Here is an 18397-nt window from a genome sequence, read left to right on the forward strand (position 1 = left end):
GGCCTATCCCATCAACCCGAAGGCCGACGAGGTCGAGGGCCACGAGGCCTACGCCGACCTCGGCTCGCTGCCGGAGACCCCGCGCGGGATCTCGGTGATCACGCCCCCTGCGGTGACCGAGAAGGTCGTGGAATCGGCCGCCGACGCCGGCGTGGAGTTCGTGTGGATGCAGCCGGGCGCGGAGAGCCCCGAGGCGGTGCGCAAGGCCGAGGAGCGAGGCCTGCGCGTGATTGCCGACGGTAGCTGCCTGCTCGTGGCCGTGGGCTACCGCGAGGGCTGATTCCCGGCGCCCGCCCGCTTCGACGGGGAGGAATCGTGTCGCGTCGACCGAGTGTTCCGACGATCGCCCTGCTCGCCCTGCTGGCGGGGTGTCAGTTCACCGAGCCCGACCAGCCCGTCGAGAGCAAGCCGCTGATCTTCCGTTCGAGCACGCCGGCGGACTCCGTCACGGGCCTGCACGATCCCGACGGGCTGGACTTGGTGGCCCGATTCAACCGCGACATCTCGGCGGCCGAGGTGACGACCAACCTCCTGATGCCGGGCCCGTCCGCGGTCGGCGGTGTCGAGGTGGGAACGGCCGGGGCCGTGGAGGTCGTGTGGGAAGACGCAGTGCTGGACGACGATCTCGCCGCGCACACGTGGTTGATCGACGGGCCGGACTTCGTGCGGCCGGTCGTCCTGCGGTTCTTCCCGGGCGACGACGTCCTCACGCATGTCGGCGTCGTCACCGGCACGATCTCCATCAGTCCGCCCCGGACCACGGCCGAGGGGTCCATGCTGTTCGTGATGGCGGCGGGGGTCCCGGACACGAGTTTCGCGCCGGACACACCGACGATGCTCGGACTGCCGATCGTCGCGGCCGTGCGGATCGGACAGGCGCGGGGTGTGCGCCGGAATCCCTACGGAGTGGGCAACCTCGACCCGCAGTACCGCCATCTGGTCGTCGCGATCGAGGACACCGACGACGACGGCCGCTACGAGCCGCGCGAGGACTGGTGGGGCTACGCGCGCGATCCGCTGCAGCCCGACGTCCCCTTGCTGGTCCGGCCGGCGCAGTTCGCGGACCCGGTCGACTTCGAGATCGTCCGTCCCGGAGCCCTGGCCCCGGTCGACTTCTGAGCTTCGCTCAACGCTTGGACACCAGCAGCCGGCTCTCGCGCGACAGCGGGCTGAGGATGTCGGGGTAGACCACGCTCTCCCCGCGCCAGGGACCGTCGGTGCCGTAGCGATCGAGCAGGCACGTGAGGGCGTTCTCGGCCCGGGTGAGCGGCCGGAACGACGCGGCCTTGAGGCTCTCGCTGACGACCGAGGGGCTCACGCCGAAGCGTGCGGCCACTTCCTTCCCCTTGTACCGGCGCGCTGCGCGGACGGTCTCGGCCTGGCGTTCGGTCCACCGCGACCGGGTCTGGTCCATGAGCTCGACCAGGCTGGCGATGGTTTCGTCGTCGGGGCTGCCGAATCCGACGGCGACGGCCCCGCGTCGATCCCGGCGGGCCGTCCAGAGGGCGGCGCGGGCACGGTCGAGCGCCGAGCCGTCGAGCACCACGGTCGTGCCGCGGAAGCGAGCCTCGACCAGGCCGAAGCCGACCCCGACCACCCAACGGTAGGGGTGGAGGGCGTCCCCCAGTTCGGAGAGCGCGAGCGTCACGCCGGTGGATCGACGGAAGAGGCCCTGCACGCTCCCCGCGCGCTCCACCTGCACGGGGGCCGCGAGGTGCTCGGCGCTCAGGGCCGCCTCGACGTTCTGCGCGACCTCGTCGAGACCCGGCAGCCGCTCCTTGTGGTTCTGGAGCGTGCGGCCCTCCGGATCGCGGAGTTCGGCAGCGATGGCGACGTGCCAGCAAGGGTTGGAGATCGGGTCGGCCATGGGTTCGGGACAGTAACCGAATGCTGGCAACGAACAAGAGACAAGAACGCGGGAATCAGGATCCGCTCGCGCCCGTGGTTTCCGCTCGCTCGCTCGCGTCGAGCGGAGGCCGGAGATCGCCCCCCTCGAGACACCAGAAACCGGTGCGGACCAGGTCGACCGGCGGGAGCCGGAAGGACTCTCCGAACACGGCCCGCAGTGCCTCTTCGGGCTTCACCTGTCCGGCGCCGTCGAGGCGGAGTGCGAGTGCGAAGGGGCGCGGCCCGAGACCCGAGGCCAGCCCCGGCGGAAGGCCTGCGAGATCGGAGTCGGTGGCCGGCTCGAGCCGCTCGACGATCTGCTTCAGGTCCAGGGTCTTCTCACCCTTCTTCCTGTGGATGGTCACAGGGACGGCGGCAGCGGTCCGGAAACGATCCAGGGCGGCTCGTACCGCCCCGACGTCGTCCTCGAGGGTTCTCAGTCGCACCAGGTAGTCGGCGCGCTGCAGCAGCGTCGCCATGCGCTTCTCGCCGTCCTCGACGACGCGGGCGGCGGTGAACTCGATCCCGGGCTCGGCAACGGCGTTCAGGCGGCGCAGCAGGTCGGCCGGGTCGGGCCGGTCGATCAGCTTGACCTCGAGAAGCTCGCCCACGCTCTGCACGCCGAGTGCCAGCGCCGGGCTGAAGGTCAGCGCCGGCTTGGGGTGGTAGCCCTCGGTGTAGAAGATCCGGATGCCGGCGCGGCGGAAGACGCGGGGGATCTTGCGGACCAGGTCGAGGTGACTGGTCATGGCGTCGGCGCCGGTCTTCGACATCTGCAGGCGCACGCGCACGCCCTCGCCCTGGCCGAGATCGTGGGCCGCCTTGCCGGCGGCAATGCGGTCCTGCTTGGCGGTGCGCGCCTGGTGCGCCTCGACGGCGGCCTTCTCGCGGTCGCCGCGGCCGAAGGACCTCAGCTTCGTCAGGTACTCCCGCCGCTCGGTCCGCATGCCGTCGAGGTCGCAGGCCACGCCGCAGTGGTAGCAGACGAGCTTCCGGACGTCGGCGTCGTGGTCCTCGACGTTGGTGTGGAACACCTGCGCGCCGGCGGGCTTGCCGCACGGCGGACTGAGTCTGTTCTTCATCGACCGCTTGTAGTCGGTCTTCAGGAAGCGGTCGTCGAGCTGCATGTCGAGGTGGTCCCAGGGCATGCGCGCGTCGAGGGCGATGGTGCCCAGGTAGAGCTGCGGGTCGATGCCGGACGCGTCGATCGCCTCGATCCAGGCGTCCCAGTCGAGGTGCTCGTCCCAGCCGTCGAAGCGGCAGCCCTTGCGCCACGCGGCCTCGACCACGTCGGCCACACGGCGGTCGCCACGGCCGAGCACGCCCTCCAGGAAGCTCGTGCGGGGGTCGTGCCGACGGAATTCCAGTCGATCACGACGCGCGAGGTCCTGCAGCAGGTCCTGCTTGCGCTCGATCTCGTCCATGGGGTCCATGGCCACCCACTGGAAGGGCGTGTGCGGCTTGGGCACGTGACTGCTCACGCTGACGGTGACGCCGGCCTTCGAGCCGTGGATCTCACGCCCGATCTCCTTCATGCGGCGGCCGGTCTCCATGATGCCGACGACGTCCTGGTCCTCCTCGGTGGGAAGACCGATCATGAAGTAGAGCTTCATGCGCTTCCACCCGCGCTCGAACACACGGTAGGCGGTGCGCGTGAGGTCTTCTTCGGTGACGTTCTTGTTGACCACGTCGCGCATGCGCTGCGTGCCGGCCTCGGGGGCGAAGGTGAGGCCCTGGGCGCGGTAGCCGGCCATCTCGTCGAGGGTGGTCTCCTCGAGACCGTAGGCGCGCAACGACGCCACGCTCAACGACACCTTCCGCTCCTTGAGCTTCTTCATGAGCGTGCTCATGAGCGGGCTGATGCACGAGTAGTCGGCGGTGCTCAGCGTGGTGAGTCCGGCCTCGTCGTAGCCGCCGGCGTCGATGGCCTCGAGCACGGTGTCGACGATCTGTTCGGGATCGCGCTCGCGCACCGGACGGTAGATCATCCCCGCCTGGCAGAAACGACAACCCTCGGTGCAGCCGCGCGCGATCTCCACGCTCAGGCGGTCGAAGATCGCCTCGGCCGCGGCCACGGGTGAGTCCCAGGGGAAGGGGAAGCGGTTGATGTCGTCGAGGATCACGCGCCGTGGACGCTCGGGGATCCCCTCGACCTTCGGGCCGGTGACGACCTCGAAACCGCTGTGCAGGTCGACGGTGGTGTCGTAGAGCGCGGGCACGTACAGGCCGCCGAGCTTCGCCAGGCGCACCAGCGTGTCGTGGCGCGGCACGACGGCGTCGCGGCAGTCGGCGAGTTCGAGCATCAGCTCGGGAAGCTTCTCCTCGGCGTCGCCGATCAGGAAGACGTCGACGAAGGGCGCCACGGGTTCGGGTTGGGTGGCCACGGGGCCGCCGGCGAGGACGATCGGGTCGCTCTCCGTGCGATCGGCGCTGCGGATCGGGATGCACGACAGGTCGAGCAGGTTCAGCAGGTTGGTGAACGTGAGCTCGTACTGCAGCGAGAAGCCCACGGCGTCGAACTCGCTCAGCGGGCGCCGGTTCTCGAGCGACAGCACGGGCAGCCCGCGCTCGCGCAGGGCCTTCTCCATGTCGGGCCAGGGCGCGAAGGCGCGCTCGCAGGACAGGTCGTCGTGCTCGTTCAGCAGCGAGTACAGGATCTTGGTGCCCAGGTGGCTCATCCCGATGTCGTAGAGATCGGGGAAGGCCAGGCACAGCGAGGCGCGGACGCTCGTGGGGTCCTTGACGATCTGGTTGTACTCGCCGCCGATGTAGCGCGCCGGCTTCTCCACTTCGTGCAGGAAGCTGGCGTACGGATGCGTGGACAGCTCCGTCGTCATGGGTGCTCCGCGAGGGGGGTCCGAGGGCGTCGGAGTATACTCGGGACGTGAGGGCCGCGTCGATGCTCAGCGGGTGGAACCGGCACCCCAGTTGGCCGCCATGGGCGCCGGCTCGGGAGCTTCCACGGCGAGGCGGCGCAACAGATCGTGTCGTCGCATCACCTCGCGCACGTAGGCGACGGTCTCGTGGCCTCGCACGTAGCCGTAGCGTGCCTCCCGATGGTACTGCGGCTTGCGCAGCAGCAGCAGGCTCTCGCGCACCGAACCCTCCCAGGCGTTCGGGTTCAGCCCTCGCCGGACCGCGAGCATGCGCGCATCGTCGAGGTGGCCGTGTCCGCAGTTGTAGGCCGCGAGCGCGAACTGCAGGCGGTCGGACTCGGGCACGTAGTGGTACCGGTCCAACAGCCAACGCAGATGCCGAGTTCCGGCTGCGATGTTCTGCGACGCGTCGCGGAGTGTGGTCTCGTCGAGCCGCGCCGTGGCCGGCTTCACCTGCATGACGCCGATCGCTCCCGCCCAGGACTCGGCGTCGGGATCGAAGCGGCTCTCCTGGAAGGCCAGGGCGGCGAGCAGGCGCCAGTCGACGTCGAAGCTGTCGGCCGTGGCCCGGAACAGGTCGTCGTAGGGCGAGACCCGGCCCGTCCGGCTGAGCCGGAAGGGGTCGGTGGCATGGCGATGGATCTGCGTATCGTCGGAGAAGTAGCGATCGCGGACCACGTTGTAGAACTCCGAACCCGCGTGTGTGTCGTCCTCGCGCGGGCGGTAGTGCCGCAACAAGACAGCGTCGACCGCCTCGCGCAGCTTCGGCGCGTTCGCGCGCACCATCCAGTGCAGGGACTCGCGTTCGCCCAGCTCGAACGCCGACACCAGGTTCTGTCGGAAGCGGAGGACGGCCGCGAGCGAGCGGTCGTCGGCCACGGCGGCGGGATAGGTTCCGTCGGCCACGAGGTCGAGGAGTTCCTCGACCGCGGTGCGCGGTGGATGCATCACGATGCCCACCGGCACACCCTGGCGGCGCAGCGAGAAGAGCGTGGCCTCGCCACCGGAGAAACGACGCGTGGCGACCATGGCGCCGACGAGGTCGCGCGGACCGCGGAGGGACGATGCACGCTCCGCCGTCGTGACGATCGTCTGCTGGCCGGTGTCGTAGGGCCGGGAGAACGCGACCTCCGCGTCGGGCACGGCGTCGGGACGCAAGGGCATGGCCACGAGATCGACGTGGCCCAGGTTCAATGCGTCGATCGGTCCGTTCACGCTGTCGGGCAAGACCACCTGCAGACGAAGACCGAGCGTGCGCGCGACCTCGCGTGCGAGTTCGAACTCGAAGCCATGCTCCTCGCCGCGCAGGATGTAGTAGCTCGACGAGCTGTTGCGCAGCAGCACGCGCAACGTTCCGCGTTCGCGCAACGTGTCGAGGTCGCGATCGACGGTGGGAAGCGGGACACGGACCACGTGTCGCTGCGTCGTGTCCCGCGGCTCTTGCTGCGGGGTCTCGGTCGAGGAGCAGGCCGTCAACGACACCGACGCCCACAGGGCCACGCCGGCCGCCGCGATCGCGCCGCGGCGGAAGGTCGGGATTCGGGTGTCGGCAGCCTGCGTCGTCATGGGCGCCTTCCGTCGGGCATCGTGCCGGTGTATGGACCCTCCATGATAGCGCAGCAAGGTAGCAGCAGAGGGGAAGAGATCGCCCACCGGGTGCGCCCCCACGGGGGCCGGGGTGCGAACACGAGAACCCTCAACTGCCGCCGTGCGAACATCCTGCGCCGGGATTCGCTCGGCCCCTCCGCGGCATCGCATTCCTGTCGCTGATGCGTGGCCACCGGTGCTCGGCCCGGTCCGGCGGCTCTTCGGGCGTTCCGGAGGGTGGAACGGTTGTTGCAGCTCCGTGTGTCGGACCAGCGGACCCACGTCGTCGCGGGAGGGCGTCGTTGCCGATCACGCGGGAAGCCAGCGGGCGCTCGGCAGGCGGCGGGGCGGAGCGCGTCGAGCGCGATCGTGCGGTGATCGCACGTCTCGTCGTGCGCATGTGCAGTGTCCTGCGGGACGCCCGCCGCGGCTCCTGGTTGGCGACCACCGTGAACGCGCAGCTCGAGGGCCTGCGCTCCGATCTCGATCGCGAGTTGCGGCGCGGCCCGCTCCGCCTGGAGTTCGACGCCGACGAGATCCGCCTGCGGAAGGCGTGCTTCGACGACCTGCCGCGCCCGGCACGTCGACTCGTCGCGATGGTGCATCGCAAGGGTTGGCGCGCGATCGAGTTCACGGCCGGCGTGAGCACCCTGGAGCTGCTGGTCCTGCTCCAGCAGCTGCAGTCCTCCGGAAAGAGCGCGAGCGACGACGAGCTCGGCCGGCTGGAGTTCGTGAGGCCGTTCGGAGCGCCCGCCGGAGGTCGGCCACGCCGGCGCGGCGTGCCCGAGGTGATCCGTCCGAGCCGATTGGGTCGCGTGGTGAGCGAGGCCGAGGACGGCGACGGGGAAGTGCGGTCGTTGGTCTCCGACCTCGTGCAGGCGATCGACGAGGTCTCCGTCACGACCGGATGCACGGACGCCGAACCGGACGGTCCCGGCCTGATCGAACTGGTCGACGACCTCGGCCACGACGCGGTCGTCGGGTTGATCCTGTCGAGCCTCCGCCGTCACGACGCGTACACCTACGACCACTCGATCAACGTGGGTCTGCTGTCGATCCGTCTGGCCCACCACGTGGGGTGGCGCGGGCGTGATCTGCGCGAACTGGGCAGCGCCGCCTTGATCCACGACGTGGGCAAGCTGTACACGCCGCTCGAGGTCTTGAACAAGCCGTCGCGTCTGACGCCGGCGGAGTGGGTCACGATGAAGGCGCACCCGCGGGAGGGCGACGAGATCCTCCGCGAGGCGGGAGTGGGACACGAGATCGGTCCGCGGATCGCACTGGAACACCACGTGCGGCCCGACGGGTGGGGTTATCCGCCGCTGCCCTACGGAGAGGGTGGTGTGCATCCGGGCAGCCGCATCGTGAAGATCGCCGATGCCTACGACGCCTTCACCACGATCCGCCCCTATCGCACCCGGACGACCCCGCGCGAGGCCCTGGCGATGTTGCTCGAACAGGCGGGCACGATGTTCGACCCCGATCTCGTCGAGGCGTTCTGCGAGATGATGGGCCGGCATCCGATCGGATCGGTCGTGCGGCTCGCGAGCGGCCGGCTCGCGCTGGTGGTCGACGTGCACGCCAGTGCGCCCGCCCGACCGCTGGTGCGCGTGCTGCGCAATGCCGACGCGTCGACTCCGGGCATGCTCACGTTCGTCGACCTGCGGCGCCGCGTGACCCCGGCCGGCGGCTTCGTCGACCACATCGTCGAGAGCGTCGAGCCGGCGGTCGGCGACCTGCCGATCGGGCGCTACGTCTGAGCGCTTCCGCCGCAGAGACGGGCGAGCAGGATGCCGGCGGCCACCGTCACGTTCAGCGATTCGGCGTTGCCGCGGCCTTCGATCGTCACGAGCGCGTCGCAGCGCTTCGCGGTGAGAGGCCGGATTCCCCGGCCCTCGTTGCCCACCACGAGAACCGTCGCTGGCCCGGGTTCGATCGCGCGGTGGTCGACGGCGCCTTCGTCGAGTGCGCTCCCGAGGACCCGCCAGCCCTCGCGGGCGAGCCGCAGCAGCGAGTCGGCCAGATTCCCCGATTCCACCAGCGGGAACCACTCGAGGGTCCCCGCCGATGCCTTCGACACCGTCGCGGTCAACGGAGCACGCCGCGCGCGGTGCAGGAGCACCGCACGCGCACCCAGGAAGGCCGCGGTGCGGATCAGCCCTCCCACGTTCTGCGGGTCCTCGACCTGATCGAGCGCCAGCACCACGTCACCGGCCCCGGGAGGGCTCTCGAGGATCTCGCGCAGCGCCGACAGGGGCAGCGCGCCGCAGGCGAGCACCACGCCCTGGTGCGTGCGGCTGCCCGCACGGCGCTCGAGGTCGTCGTCCGACGTCGTGCGGACCGCCACGCCACGTTCGCGCGCGAGCGCGGTCACCTCCTCGACCCGGGAGCCGGGCCGCGCGTCACGGCACCACAGGGTGTGCAGGCTCCGGCGTTCGGCCCGCAGCGCGGCCTCGACCGGCGCGATCCCGTGGAGGTGTTCGCGGCCGCGCGCGTGGTTCATGCGTCGGCCCTCAGTCGTAGAGGTCGGGAACGAAGGTCTGCTCGGTGTAGGGAGCCCGGACGTATCCGCCCGCGTCCTCGCGCGGCGGCAGCTCGATCCGCCCCGGCGTGAGGTCCTCGTAGGGAATCAGGGACAGCAGGTGGCCCATGCAGTTCAGCCGCGCGCGACGCTTGTCGTCGGCCTCGACCACGTACCACGGCGCCTGCTTGATGTCGGTGTGGGCGAACATGGTGTCCTTGGCCTTGCTGTACTCCACCCATCGACGACGCGACTCCAGGTCCATGGGACTGAGCTTCCAGCGCTTGGTCGGATCGTCGATGCGGGCCTGGAAGCGTCGTTCCTGTTCTTCGTCGCTCACGCTGAACCAGTACTTGATCAGCTTGATCCCGCTGCGCACGAGCATGCGCTCGAAGTAGGGACACGAGCGCAGGAACTCCTCGTACTGGGCATCGCTGCAGAAACCCATGACGCGCTCGACGCCGGCGCGGTTGTACCAGCTGCGGTCGAACAGCACGAGTTCGCCGGCCGCCGGCAGGTGGGCGACGTAGCGCTGGAAGTACCACTGGGTCTTCTCGCGCTCGGTCGGCACGCCCAGGGCGACCACGCGCACGATGCGCGGATTGCAGGGCTCGAGGATCCGCTTGATCGTGCCGCCCTTCCCGGCGGCGTCGCGCCCCTCGAAGATCACCACCACCCGCTCGCCGGTCTGCTTGATCCACTCCTGGAGCTTGACCAGCTCGATCTGCAGGCGGCGGAGTTCCTTCTCGTAGAGCTTGCGCTTCAGCTTCCGGTGGCCACGATCGCTCCGTTCGGGCTCGACGGTGCGGCTCTTCACCGGATTTCCGCTCTCGGCCACGGCGGGACCCCCTCCGAGGTGCGGGTGGACGGCGGCCGAACCCTACACCCGGCCGGGGGCTCGCTCAAGGCGGCGGGTGCTCGTACATTGGACGGAATCCAGAAACACGAAGAACGAGAGAGTCCCCTGGCCATCGGAGGCCACCATGAAGATTCCCGCCGACGTGAAGTCGATGCCCAAGGTCGAGCTGCACCAGCACCTCGACGGCTCCATCCCGCCCGCCGTGACCTGGCGGATCATGAAGAGCTACGGCCTGAATCCCGTCGATTCGCTGGCCGAGATGAAGAAGCAGCTGATCCTGCAGCCCGAGGAAGAGGGCTCGCTGCTGCGCTACCTGGACAAGTTCCACTACCCGATGTGGGTGACGCAGTTCTACGAGAACCTCGTCGAGGTCACGGCCGCGGTGGCGGGCGCGGCCGCCAAGGACGGGGTGCAGCTGTTCGAGCTGCGCTACGCGCCGGTGATCCACATGTACGCCGGGCTCACGACGCGGCAGGCGATCCGCAGCGTGTTGGCCGGACTGAATCGCGCCCGCGAGAAGCACGGGATCCGGTGCGGGCTCACCGTGATCGCCATGCGCCAGCACGGCCCGCACGTGGCGAAGATCCTGGCCAAGGCAGCGGTGTCCGAGGCCGAGTGGCTGCACGACCGCAGCGGCGTGATCGGCTTCGACATCGCGGGCATGGAGCGCGGCAACCCGCCGCGGCTGTTCGGGGCGGCCTACGAGATCGCCCGTCGCGGAGGCCTGGGCCTGACGGCCCACGCGGGCGAGGACGCCTCGCCGCAGTACGTGTGGGAGGCCATCGACGAGCTCGGCTGCACGCGGGTGGGCCACGGCTGCAGCGCGATCCAGGATCGCGAGCTGCTGAAGCGCATGGCCCGCGACCAGATCCTGGTGGAGTGCGCGCCCACGTCGAACTACCAGACGGGTGCGGTGAAGGTGGGCGACCCGCACCCCATCCACACCTTCCTCGAGCACGGGATCCCCGTGGCGATCTGCACCGACAACACCACGGTGAGCCGCACCACGCACTCGGGCGAGAGCGCGCTCGTGGCGAAGGAGATCGGCGTCGACGCCGTGCGCGAGATCCACCGTCAGGCCGAGCAGCACACGTTCATCGGCCGCACGGAGCACTGGAAGGAGACCCACAAGGGCGACCACGCAGCGGGTCCGCGGAAGCCGCGGGCGTCGGCGAACGGCAGTGCGAAGGGCGCGCGCAGCAAGCGTCCGCGCAAGAAGTCCTCGAAGGCCTGAGCGCGGAGAGTCCGGCGTGGAGCTCTACTACCACCACTATCTGATCGCGCTGGCCGCGCTCTTCGTCGTCCTCGAACGGCTGCGGCCATGGCGGCGTGAGCAGCGGGTGCTGCGCCGGGGGCTGGCGAACGATCTGTTCTACCTGGCCTTCAACGGGCACTTCCTGGGTCTGATGCTCGCGCAGGCGACGGCCCACACGGCGGCCTGGTTCGCCGAAGCGGCCGGCTGGGCCGGCCTCCAGAACATGCTCTACGCCGGTGTGGCGAGCGGTTGGCCGATCTGGGTGCAGGTGCTGGTGGCCTTCGTCGGCCTGGACTTCGTGCAGTGGTCGGTGCACAACGCGCTGCACCGCGTGCCCTGGTTGTGGGAGTTCCACAAGATCCACCACAGCATCGAAGAACTCGACTGGATCGGGAACTTCCGTTTCCACTGGGGCGAGGTGATCGTCTACAAGGCCGCGCAGTACGTGCCGTTGATCCTGCTCGGGTTCGACGGGAGCGTGCTGCTGGCCTTCGCCGTGTTCGGAACGGTCATGGGCTTCTTCAACCACAGCAACCTGGACGTGGACATCGGCCCGTTGAAGTACGTCTTCAACAACCCACGCATGCACGTCTGGCACCACGACCGCGACGAGATCCCCGTCCCGCCCGGTGTGAACTTCGCCATCAACTTCAGTGTGTGGGACTGGATGTTCGGCACCGCGTGGTTGCCCGACGCCGATCGCCAGCCGCGGCGGCTGGGCTACGAGGACATGGAGGCCCTTCCCCGCCATCTGCCGGGCCAGTTGGTGCACCCTCTCCGGGTGCGCAAGCGCGCGCCGGCGACGGCGGACTGAGTCCTCGCTGGACCGGCGCCTTCCTAGCGCGCCAGGGTGAGCGTTCGCTCGGCGCGCGCGCCGTGGTCGTCCTCGGCCCGCAGCGTCACGTCGAAGTGCTCGGTGCCATCGTCCACCGACCACACCAGGGCGCCCAGACCACCGTTCCAGGTCACGCCCGGCGGCGCTCCGATCGCGTCGATGCGGACGACATCGCCGTCGGGGTCGACGGAGCGGGCCGTCAGGACCGCGCGCTGGCTGCCGTCGTCGGCGCGCTCCACCCGGGGTTGCCGGCCGACTTCGAGCGTAGGGGGCCGGTTGTCGAGCGCGAAGGAGACCGCGGCGCTCTCCACGCGCGTCTCTCCGTCGTCCACCCGCACGCGGGCCGTCACCGTGCTCCCGCGCGCGAGTCCCGAGACGTCCACCTGCGCGCCCCGGGCGCCGGGCCACGGCTCGCCGTCGAGCAACCAAACGACCCGGTGGTCGAGCGGATCGTCGTCGGGGTCGCCGGCGTCGTAGCGCACGGTCAGTCGTTGTGGGCGGGACCGGTCGCGCTCGAGGCGGACGGCGCGGACGTGGGGCGGAGAGTTCGCGATCACGATCCTGGCGTCGGCCGTGACCAGCGTCTTCTCCGGGTTCGGGATCTCGACCCGCACCCGGACCTCGTCGCCGCGGCGGAACGAGCCGGCGGGCAGAGCAGCCCCGGTTCCGACGTCCTCTCCGTTGACGCTCCACACGAGGCGGGGAACGCCGGCGTCGCGAGCGTCCTTCGGCAGGTTCTGGACCACGCGACCGGTGGCCCGGAGCGCGTGGTGGGTCCGGGCGGGACGGGGCACGATCTCGAGTGCGGCCGACGACCCGGTGTTCGTACCGGCCCCGGTGCGGATGCCGGGCTCGGCGAGGAGGAACCCCGCGAGTGCGGCCAGGCCGAGGGCGGCGAGGCCGACGAGGATCCACCGGACCCGGCCGGAGGCTTTGGGAGTGTGCCGTTCCGTCATCACCACATCCTCTCGGGGAATCGGGCGCGCGAGCTAGTCGCCGTGGCCGGTCTCGTCCGGATCCTCGATCCGACCGGTCGGCAGGATCATGATGGAGTGGCTTCCCGCCCGATGCGAGACGTTGAGATCCGCGGGCTGGACCAGTCCCCACGGGAAGACCAGCGGGTTGCCCGAAGCCGTCACGCGAACGGAGCCCCCGTAGTCGCGTCGGCGGATCACACGCGTCGAATCGGCGGCGTCGACCACGCGGTAGCCGGACTCCTCGAAGCTGATGCGAACGGCGCGTCCGGTGGCCTTCGCTCGAGACATGGCCAGACGCAGATCGGACTGCAGGTGGCTCTCGACCTGATCGACGCGGGCACGATCCATGGTTCCGCGGAAACTCGGGACGGCGATCGCGAGGGCGATCCCGAGGATGCCGACGGCGACCATCATCTCGACCAGGGTGAATCCCGTCCGGTCCGCGAGATGCCTCTTCATGGTGTGCTCCCCGGTGTGGTGCGCCTGGTGGGGGCCGCGCGGGCGGTCCGCTCACCGGGGGTGCTGCACGGCGTGTGCCAGAGGAGGGCGGAGGGAAAGCCCGTGCCGGTTCACGGACGTCCGCGGAATCACGTGGCGCCGTCGACCGCCGACGGGAAGCCGTGGCGCGCGTCGCGTCGCACGTTGTCGCTCCACTGCCGCCCGAGGAGGTTCGGCGCCGACCACGGGACCGCGGGTTGCCATGCCGCCCGTTGCCGCTTGCGACGATCCCCGCCCCGGAACGATCTTGGCGCGGCACCCTCCCGCCCACCGAGAAGCATGTCCAGTCACCGCCTCCTCTACGTGCTCCTGTCGATCGTGCTCGTGCTCGGCTGCGGTCGCGAGCGCGACGACCCCCGCCAGCCGGAGCCCGACCCCGGAACCCGGGCCGAGGCCGAGACGGACGTCGTCGAGTCGCGACTGCAGATGGCCCGCGCGCTGCTCGAGGAGGGGCAGGTCGCTTCGGCCCTGGAACAGCTACGCCGGCTGGGAGAGGACCCCTCGCAGCGCGTCGGAGCCGGGCGGGTTCCGGCGTGGACCGACGACATCGTGGAGCGTCTGATCCGGCGCGGTGCGCTGGACGCGGCGGACTCGCTGCTGCGACGGATCGGGCCGCTCGAGGAACGTTCGGTGCGGCAGCAGATCCTGACCGCCAACATGCAGGTCCTCGCCGGAGAGGTCGACCAGGCGGTCGCCACCTACCGTTCGATCGACCCCGACGATCCCGAGAGTCAGGTGCAGGTGCTGCACGAACTGGCGACCCTCCACCTGCGTCGGGGCGATCCCGGCGCCGCGCTCGACCGCGGCCGGGAAGCATTGTCGCTGGCCCCCGAGCGCGGGCCGCTGCGGATTCTCGTGGCGCGGGCCCTCGTCGAACTCGACCGGCCCGATGCGGCCCTGGAGGAGCTGCGCGCCATGCCCCCCTCGGTCGCTCGCTGGGCCACCGAGGGCGAGATCCAGCTCGACGTGTACGATCGCCCGGACTCGGCGGTCACGCTGCTCACGCGGGCCGCTCGGGAGGTCCCGAACGATTCGGCCGTGGCGTTGCTGCTCGGACGATCGCTGCTCGCCGCCGGGGAGCCCGGTCCTGCGGCGTCGATCCTTCGTCCGCTGGCCGCGCGTCCGCGACCCTACGCCGGCAGCCGGTCGGTGCTCGCCGAAGCGTTCGATCGTCTGGGGCGGGTGGCCGCGGCCGACAGCCTGCGCGCTATCGTGCAGGAACGCGACCGCGCCGTTCAGCGAGAGCGTCTGCGTGCCGAGGGCCTGCGGCTGAGCATGGCCGGAGACCTCGTCGCTGCCCTGGAGACCTTCGACCGGGCCCTGGCGATCGCTCCCGGCGACGGCGAGCTGTACCACGACCGCGGGGTCGTGCTCGCGCGCATGCAGGAGTGGGAGCAGGCGCGGAAGGCCCTCGAGACCGCCGCGCGCCTGCGGCCGGACGACCCTTCGGTGCTCGTCAATCTGGCACGCCTGCACGACCGCACGGGCAATGCGGCGGCAAGCGACTCCGTGCTCGCCCGCGCCGAGGCCCTGCGACGCGAGTGAGTGCGCCCGCGTCGACCCGGCCCGATCCGGCCCGGGCCGATGGACAAGCACGGAGCTTGCCTGCAAACTCGATCGGACTCACCGCGGATTCCCCGACCCCAGTGGACGCCCATGCATCGATTCCTGGAGATCCTCCGTGAAGGACCCGTCCTGTTCGACGGGGCGATCGGTACGGAGTTCTATCGGCGAGGGGTCTACCTCACGAACAACTTCGAAGAGCTCAACCTCTCGCGGGCCCATCTCGTACGGAGCGTCCACGCCGAGTACGTGAAGTCCGGCGCGCAGATCATCACGACCAACAGCTATGGCGCGCATCCGGTGCGGCTGACCCGCGCGGGGTTGGCCGATCGGGCCGGGGAGATCGCGCTCCGAGCCGCCGAGATCGCCCGCGACGCGGCCGGCGAATCCGTCTGGGTGGCGGGTTCGGTCGGTCCGTCCGGTGCCGAGGGGGCGAGGATCCTCGGTCCCGGGGCATCCGAGGTGCGCGAGGGTTTCCGCATGGTCATGGACGCGCTGATCGCCGGGGGGGGCGACCTCCTGCTCCTCGAGACCTTCACCCACCTGGCGGAGATGCAACTCGCCCTGGGCGTGGCCAGGGAGGCACACCCCGACGTGCCGGTGATCGCCACCATGCGCTTCGAACCCAACGAGATGCTGCTCGACGGCAGCGAACCCGAGGCCGTGGCCGACGCGCTCCTGGAATGGGGAGCCGACGTGATCGGCGCGAATTGCGGCGAGGGTCCCGAGCTCGTCTTCCACGTCGCCCGGCGCATGCTCGGCGAGGGGCGACTGGTGATCGCCCAGCCGAACGCCGGTTCGCCGTCGAGCATCGACGGACGCAGCGTGTACGTGGGCAACCCCGAGTACTTCGGTGTCTACGGAAAGCGCATGCTGAAGAGCGGGATCCGCTCGGTGGGTGGCTGCTGTGGGACGACCCCCGCGCACATCCACAGCATGCGCGGGGCGGTGCGCATGATGGGCGGCGCCCACGCGGCCCGCCGCGTTCCCGCGGAGGTTCACGCCGAGGTCGTCGAGCCCGATGTCGATCGCGGTCATCGTCCGGGCCCCGGCGAGCGCAGCGAGTTCGCCCGCCGGATGGCCGCGGGTAAGTTCGTGGTGAGTGTGGAGGTGAATCCGCCCCTCGGGCTCGACCCCGGCCCGTGCATCGAGGCGGCGCGGGCGCTGAAGGCCGCCGGAGTCGACGTGATCAACACCGCCGACGGTCCGCGTGCCTCGGTGCGCATGAGCAATCTGTCGTCGGCGGTGCGGGTGCAGCAGGAGACCGGGATGGAGGTCCTGCTGCACATGTGCACGCGCGATCGCAATCTGCTCGCCCTGCAGGCCGACCTCCTGGGTGCGCACGTGCTCGGTATCCGAAATCTGGTGGTGATCACCGGCGACCCTCCCAAGATGGGCGACTATCCCGACGCGACCGCGGTCTACGACCTCGATTCGATCGACCTGCTGAAGTGGATCGACGGCTACAACCACGGGGTCGATCCCACCGGCCGCGCCATCGACGCGCCCACGCGTTTCCACGTGGCCACCGGGGCCGAGCCCGGCGCGCTGGACTACGACCGCGAACTGCGCCGCCTCGAGCGCAAGGTGGCCAACGGGGCGGACCTCGTGATGACCCAACCGGTCTACGACCCCCGCGTCATGGAGCGTTTCCTGGACGACGTGGCCCACCTCGAGGTGCCGGTCCTCATGGGGCTCCTGCCGCTGGCGAGCCACCGCAACGCCGAGTTCCTGCACGCCAACGTGCCGGGGATGAACATCCCCGACGACGTCCGGGCGCGCATGAAGTCCGCGGGCGGCGGCGACGGGGGGAGGGCCGAGGGCGTGCGGATCGCCCAGGACGCGTTGCTGGCGCTGCGCGACCGGGTGCAGGGCGCCTACATCATGCCGCCCTTCGGGCGCTACCAGATGGCGATCGACCTGCTGTCGTGCCTCGGTGAGGACTGGAAGGTCGTCCCCTCGACGGCCTGATCGCCCGGCTTCCGGCCACGCCCCGACGAACTCGGCAACGGCCCCGGTCGAAGATTCCGTTTGACGCTTCGTTCCGTAGCGCGGAATCTGGACGGTCGGTTCGGAGCGCCGTCGGCTGCGCCGGTGTGGCTCTCCTCGTAGCAGATCGCGTGGCGCACGTGCGCCCTGTCCACGGATGGTCTCCACATGCCCGATTCCACCGCCACCGCCATGCCCGATTTCGAGGACCCCGCGTCGATCCAGGCGTGGGTGGAAGGTCTGATCCCCCAGTTGGCCGACTTCGGCATCGACCTGATCGTCGCGATCGTGATCTTCGTCCTCGGTCGCATGGCCGTCGGCCTGGTCGCCGGTGCCGTCCGCAAGGCGATGGCGCGCGGCAAGGCCGACCCCACGCTCGTCGGCTTCGTCGGTAACATCGTCGCGGCCATCGGGATGGCCTTCGTCGTGATCGCGGCGATCGACCAACTCGGGGTGCGGACCGCCGGCCTGGTCGCCGTGCTCGGTGCTGCCGGCCTGGCCGTCGGCTTCGCCCTGCAGGGATCGTTGTCGAACTTCGCCAGCGGCGTGATGCTCCTGATCTTCCGCCCCATCAACGTGGGCGACTACGTCGAGGCCGGGGGGACCAGTGGATCGGTGAAGGACATCGGCATCTTCACCACCACGCTCCACACTCCCGACAACAAGAAGGTGATCGTGCCCAACGCCCAGGTCACCAGCGACACCATCACCAACTACAGTGCGAACGACACCCGCCGTGTCGATCTCGTCGCCGGCATCGGCTACAGCGACGACATCCCCAAGGCCAAGGCCGTGCTCGAGCGCATCGCCAAGGAGCACGAACTCACCCTGGACGACCCCGCGCCGATGATCGAACTGAGCAACCTCGGCGACTCGTCCGTGGACTTCGTCGTGCGTCCCTGGGTCAAGACCGCCGACTACTGGCGCGTGTACTTCGACCTCACCGAGCGCATCAAGATGGAGTTCGACAAGGAAGGAATCTCGATTCCCTTCCCGCAGCGCGACGTGCACCTGTTCCAGGAGAGTTCGAACTAGACGTCGCCGATGCGCCGCGCGTACGCCGCGGGTGCGCCGCGCGTGCGCCGCGCGTGCGCCGCCGATGTGTTGCCGGTGTATCGTCGGTGTGTCGTCGGTACGCCGCGGGTGCTGGCCGTTTTCGGCCTCCAATGGCTCGGGTCCGGTTGCCGACCCGCAGTCCCTGCAGTCGTTCGGTCCAGATCCTCGTGGCGTCCGGCCTCCGCCGTTCGGGCCGGTCGTCACGCGCCCCGGATTTCGTCGTCCGGACGGACCGAGGCCTCACCGGCGGGCCCCCGCGTGGGTTGCGGATGGCCCCTGGTCGCTCGCCGGTTCTCCGGGGTCGCTGACTCGTCGCTGTCCACATCAGCACCGATCGCAGTGCGACTTCTACTGCGGACGCGTCCCGAAGACCCGTTCGGCGGCCCGCCGGTTGTGCGCCGCGCAGAGGACACGGAGGTTCTCGGCTTCGTGCGAGCCACCGAGCGCGAAGGGTTCGACGTGGTCGATCTCCAGGTTGCGCGTGGCGTTGCAGC

The 18397-nt window shown here is 70.1% G+C and carries 16 protein-coding genes; 8 read left to right on the forward strand and 8 right to left on the reverse strand.

The genetic code is table 11. The features are described 5' to 3' along the window. Positions 1-280 (forward strand): CoA-binding protein (locus VKA86_18595; GenBank protein ID HKK73215.1); only part of this gene is annotated, 280 nt, incomplete at its 5' end. 35 nt (positions 281-315) lie between these two features. Further along, positions 316-1119, forward strand: a complete 804-nt coding sequence (locus VKA86_18600; protein ID HKK73216.1) for a hypothetical protein — start codon at positions 316-318, stop codon at positions 1117-1119. 7 nt (positions 1120-1126) lie between these two features. Here the strand turns inward: VKA86_18600 and VKA86_18605 are convergent, their stop codons facing one another. The 3 genes from VKA86_18605 to VKA86_18615 all read right to left on the reverse strand — a co-directional run bounded on the left by VKA86_18605 (position 1127) and on the right by VKA86_18615 (position 6329). Further along, the gene (locus tag VKA86_18605; protein HKK73217.1) at positions 1127-1867 is read right to left on the reverse strand and encodes a hypothetical protein; all 741 of its coding nucleotides are present in this window, start codon (positions 1865-1867) and stop codon (positions 1127-1129) included. A 55-nt stretch (positions 1868-1922) separates the two neighbouring features. Further along, positions 1923-4724, reverse strand: coding sequence for a TIGR03960 family B12-binding radical SAM protein (locus VKA86_18610; protein HKK73218.1), 2802 nt, complete (start codon positions 4722-4724; stop codon positions 1923-1925). A 66-nt stretch (positions 4725-4790) separates the two neighbouring features. Further along, positions 4791-6329 (reverse strand): transglycosylase SLT domain-containing protein, encoded by a 1539-nt coding sequence (locus VKA86_18615; protein HKK73219.1) that lies wholly within the window; start codon positions 6327-6329, stop codon positions 4791-4793. A gap of 323 nt (positions 6330-6652) precedes the next feature. On the opposite strand from VKA86_18615, the gene VKA86_18620 reads away from it, so the two are divergent. Beyond that, positions 6653-8110, forward strand: a complete 1458-nt coding sequence (locus VKA86_18620) for an HD-GYP domain-containing protein (protein ID HKK73220.1) — start codon at positions 6653-6655, stop codon at positions 8108-8110. On the opposite strand, the gene VKA86_18625 is transcribed toward VKA86_18620, so the two are convergent. Next, positions 8101-8853, reverse strand: a complete 753-nt coding sequence (locus tag VKA86_18625) for an RNA methyltransferase (protein ID HKK73221.1) — start codon at positions 8851-8853, stop codon at positions 8101-8103. The genes VKA86_18620 and VKA86_18625 overlap by 10 nt on opposite strands. Positions 8854-8863: 10 nt before the next feature. Continuing rightward, on the reverse strand, positions 8864-9688 hold the full coding sequence (gene ppk2, locus VKA86_18630; GenBank protein HKK73222.1) for a polyphosphate kinase 2: 825 nt from the start codon (positions 9686-9688) through the stop codon (positions 8864-8866). Between the two features lie 166 nt (positions 9689-9854). Between ppk2 and add the strand changes: the two genes are divergently transcribed. Both add and VKA86_18640 read left to right on the forward strand, forming a co-directional pair. Next, positions 9855-10964: an adenosine deaminase gene (gene add, locus VKA86_18635; protein ID HKK73223.1), complete on the forward strand. Its 1110-nt coding sequence runs from the start codon at positions 9855-9857 to the stop codon at positions 10962-10964. A 16-nt stretch (positions 10965-10980) separates the two neighbouring features. Then, positions 10981-11799, forward strand: coding sequence for a sterol desaturase family protein (locus VKA86_18640; protein ID HKK73224.1), 819 nt, complete (start codon positions 10981-10983; stop codon positions 11797-11799). A 23-nt stretch (positions 11800-11822) separates the two neighbouring features. Here VKA86_18640 and VKA86_18645 read toward each other — a convergent pair whose 3' ends face one another. Both VKA86_18645 and VKA86_18650 read right to left on the reverse strand, forming a co-directional pair. Continuing rightward, positions 11823-12776, reverse strand: coding sequence for a hypothetical protein (locus VKA86_18645; GenBank protein ID HKK73225.1), 954 nt, complete (start codon positions 12774-12776; stop codon positions 11823-11825). Between the two features lie 33 nt (positions 12777-12809). Then, positions 12810-13256, reverse strand: a complete 447-nt coding sequence (locus tag VKA86_18650) for a GspH/FimT family pseudopilin (GenBank protein ID HKK73226.1) — start codon at positions 13254-13256, stop codon at positions 12810-12812. Positions 13257-13574: 318 nt separating this feature from the next. Here VKA86_18650 and VKA86_18655 point away from each other — a divergent pair, with 318 nt between their 5' ends. From VKA86_18655 to VKA86_18665, 3 genes are all read left to right on the forward strand, one after another. Continuing rightward, entirely contained in the window at positions 13575-14840 is a 1266-nt protein-coding gene (locus tag VKA86_18655; GenBank protein HKK73227.1) for a tetratricopeptide repeat protein, read from the forward strand. Between the two features lie 111 nt (positions 14841-14951). Then, positions 14952-16829 (forward strand): bifunctional homocysteine S-methyltransferase/methylenetetrahydrofolate reductase, encoded by a 1878-nt coding sequence (locus VKA86_18660; protein HKK73228.1) that lies wholly within the window; start codon positions 14952-14954, stop codon positions 16827-16829. 186 nt (positions 16830-17015) lie between these two features. Next, entirely contained in the window at positions 17016-17882 is an 867-nt protein-coding gene (locus VKA86_18665; GenBank protein ID HKK73229.1) for a mechanosensitive ion channel domain-containing protein, read from the forward strand. 369 nt (positions 17883-18251) lie between these two features. Here VKA86_18665 and VKA86_18670 read toward each other — a convergent pair whose 3' ends face one another. Then, positions 18252-18377 carry an HNH endonuclease signature motif containing protein gene (locus VKA86_18670; GenBank protein ID HKK73230.1) on the reverse strand — a complete coding sequence of 42 codons (126 nt, stop codon included), beginning with the start codon at positions 18375-18377 and terminating at the stop codon, positions 18252-18254. Positions 18378-18397 lie beyond the last annotated feature (20 nt).

It is taken from the genome of Candidatus Krumholzibacteriia bacterium (assembly GCA_035268685.1).
In the GTDB taxonomy this organism is placed as follows: Bacteria; Krumholzibacteriota; Krumholzibacteriia; order JAJRXK01; family JAJRXK01; genus JAJRXK01.

What these genes read in the sequence shown, in the direction of transcription:
- VKA86_18605 (HKK73217.1), bottom strand. Translation starts at nt 1,867, where the DNA reads ATGGCCGACCCGATCTCCAACCCTTGCTGGCACGTCGCCATCGCTGCC.
- VKA86_18665 (HKK73229.1), top strand. Translation starts at nt 17,016, where the DNA reads ATGCCCGATTCCACCGCCACCGCCATGCCCGATTTCGAGGACCCCGCG.
- VKA86_18655 (HKK73227.1), top strand. Translation starts at nt 13,575, where the DNA reads ATGTCCAGTCACCGCCTCCTCTACGTGCTCCTGTCGATCGTGCTCGTG.
- VKA86_18660 (HKK73228.1), top strand. Translation starts at nt 14,952, where the DNA reads ATGCATCGATTCCTGGAGATCCTCCGTGAAGGACCCGTCCTGTTCGAC.
- VKA86_18625 (HKK73221.1), bottom strand. Translation starts at nt 8,853, where the DNA reads ATGAACCACGCGCGCGGCCGCGAACACCTCCACGGGATCGCGCCGGTC.
- VKA86_18615 (HKK73219.1), bottom strand. Translation starts at nt 6,329, where the DNA reads ATGACGACGCAGGCTGCCGACACCCGAATCCCGACCTTCCGCCGCGGC.
- VKA86_18610 (HKK73218.1), bottom strand. Translation starts at nt 4,724, where the DNA reads ATGACGACGGAGCTGTCCACGCATCCGTACGCCAGCTTCCTGCACGAA.
- VKA86_18650 (HKK73226.1), bottom strand. Translation starts at nt 13,256, where the DNA reads ATGAAGAGGCATCTCGCGGACCGGACGGGATTCACCCTGGTCGAGATG.
- VKA86_18645 (HKK73225.1), bottom strand. Translation starts at nt 12,776, where the DNA reads ATGACGGAACGGCACACTCCCAAAGCCTCCGGCCGGGTCCGGTGGATC.
- add (HKK73223.1), top strand. Translation starts at nt 9,855, where the DNA reads ATGAAGATTCCCGCCGACGTGAAGTCGATGCCCAAGGTCGAGCTGCAC.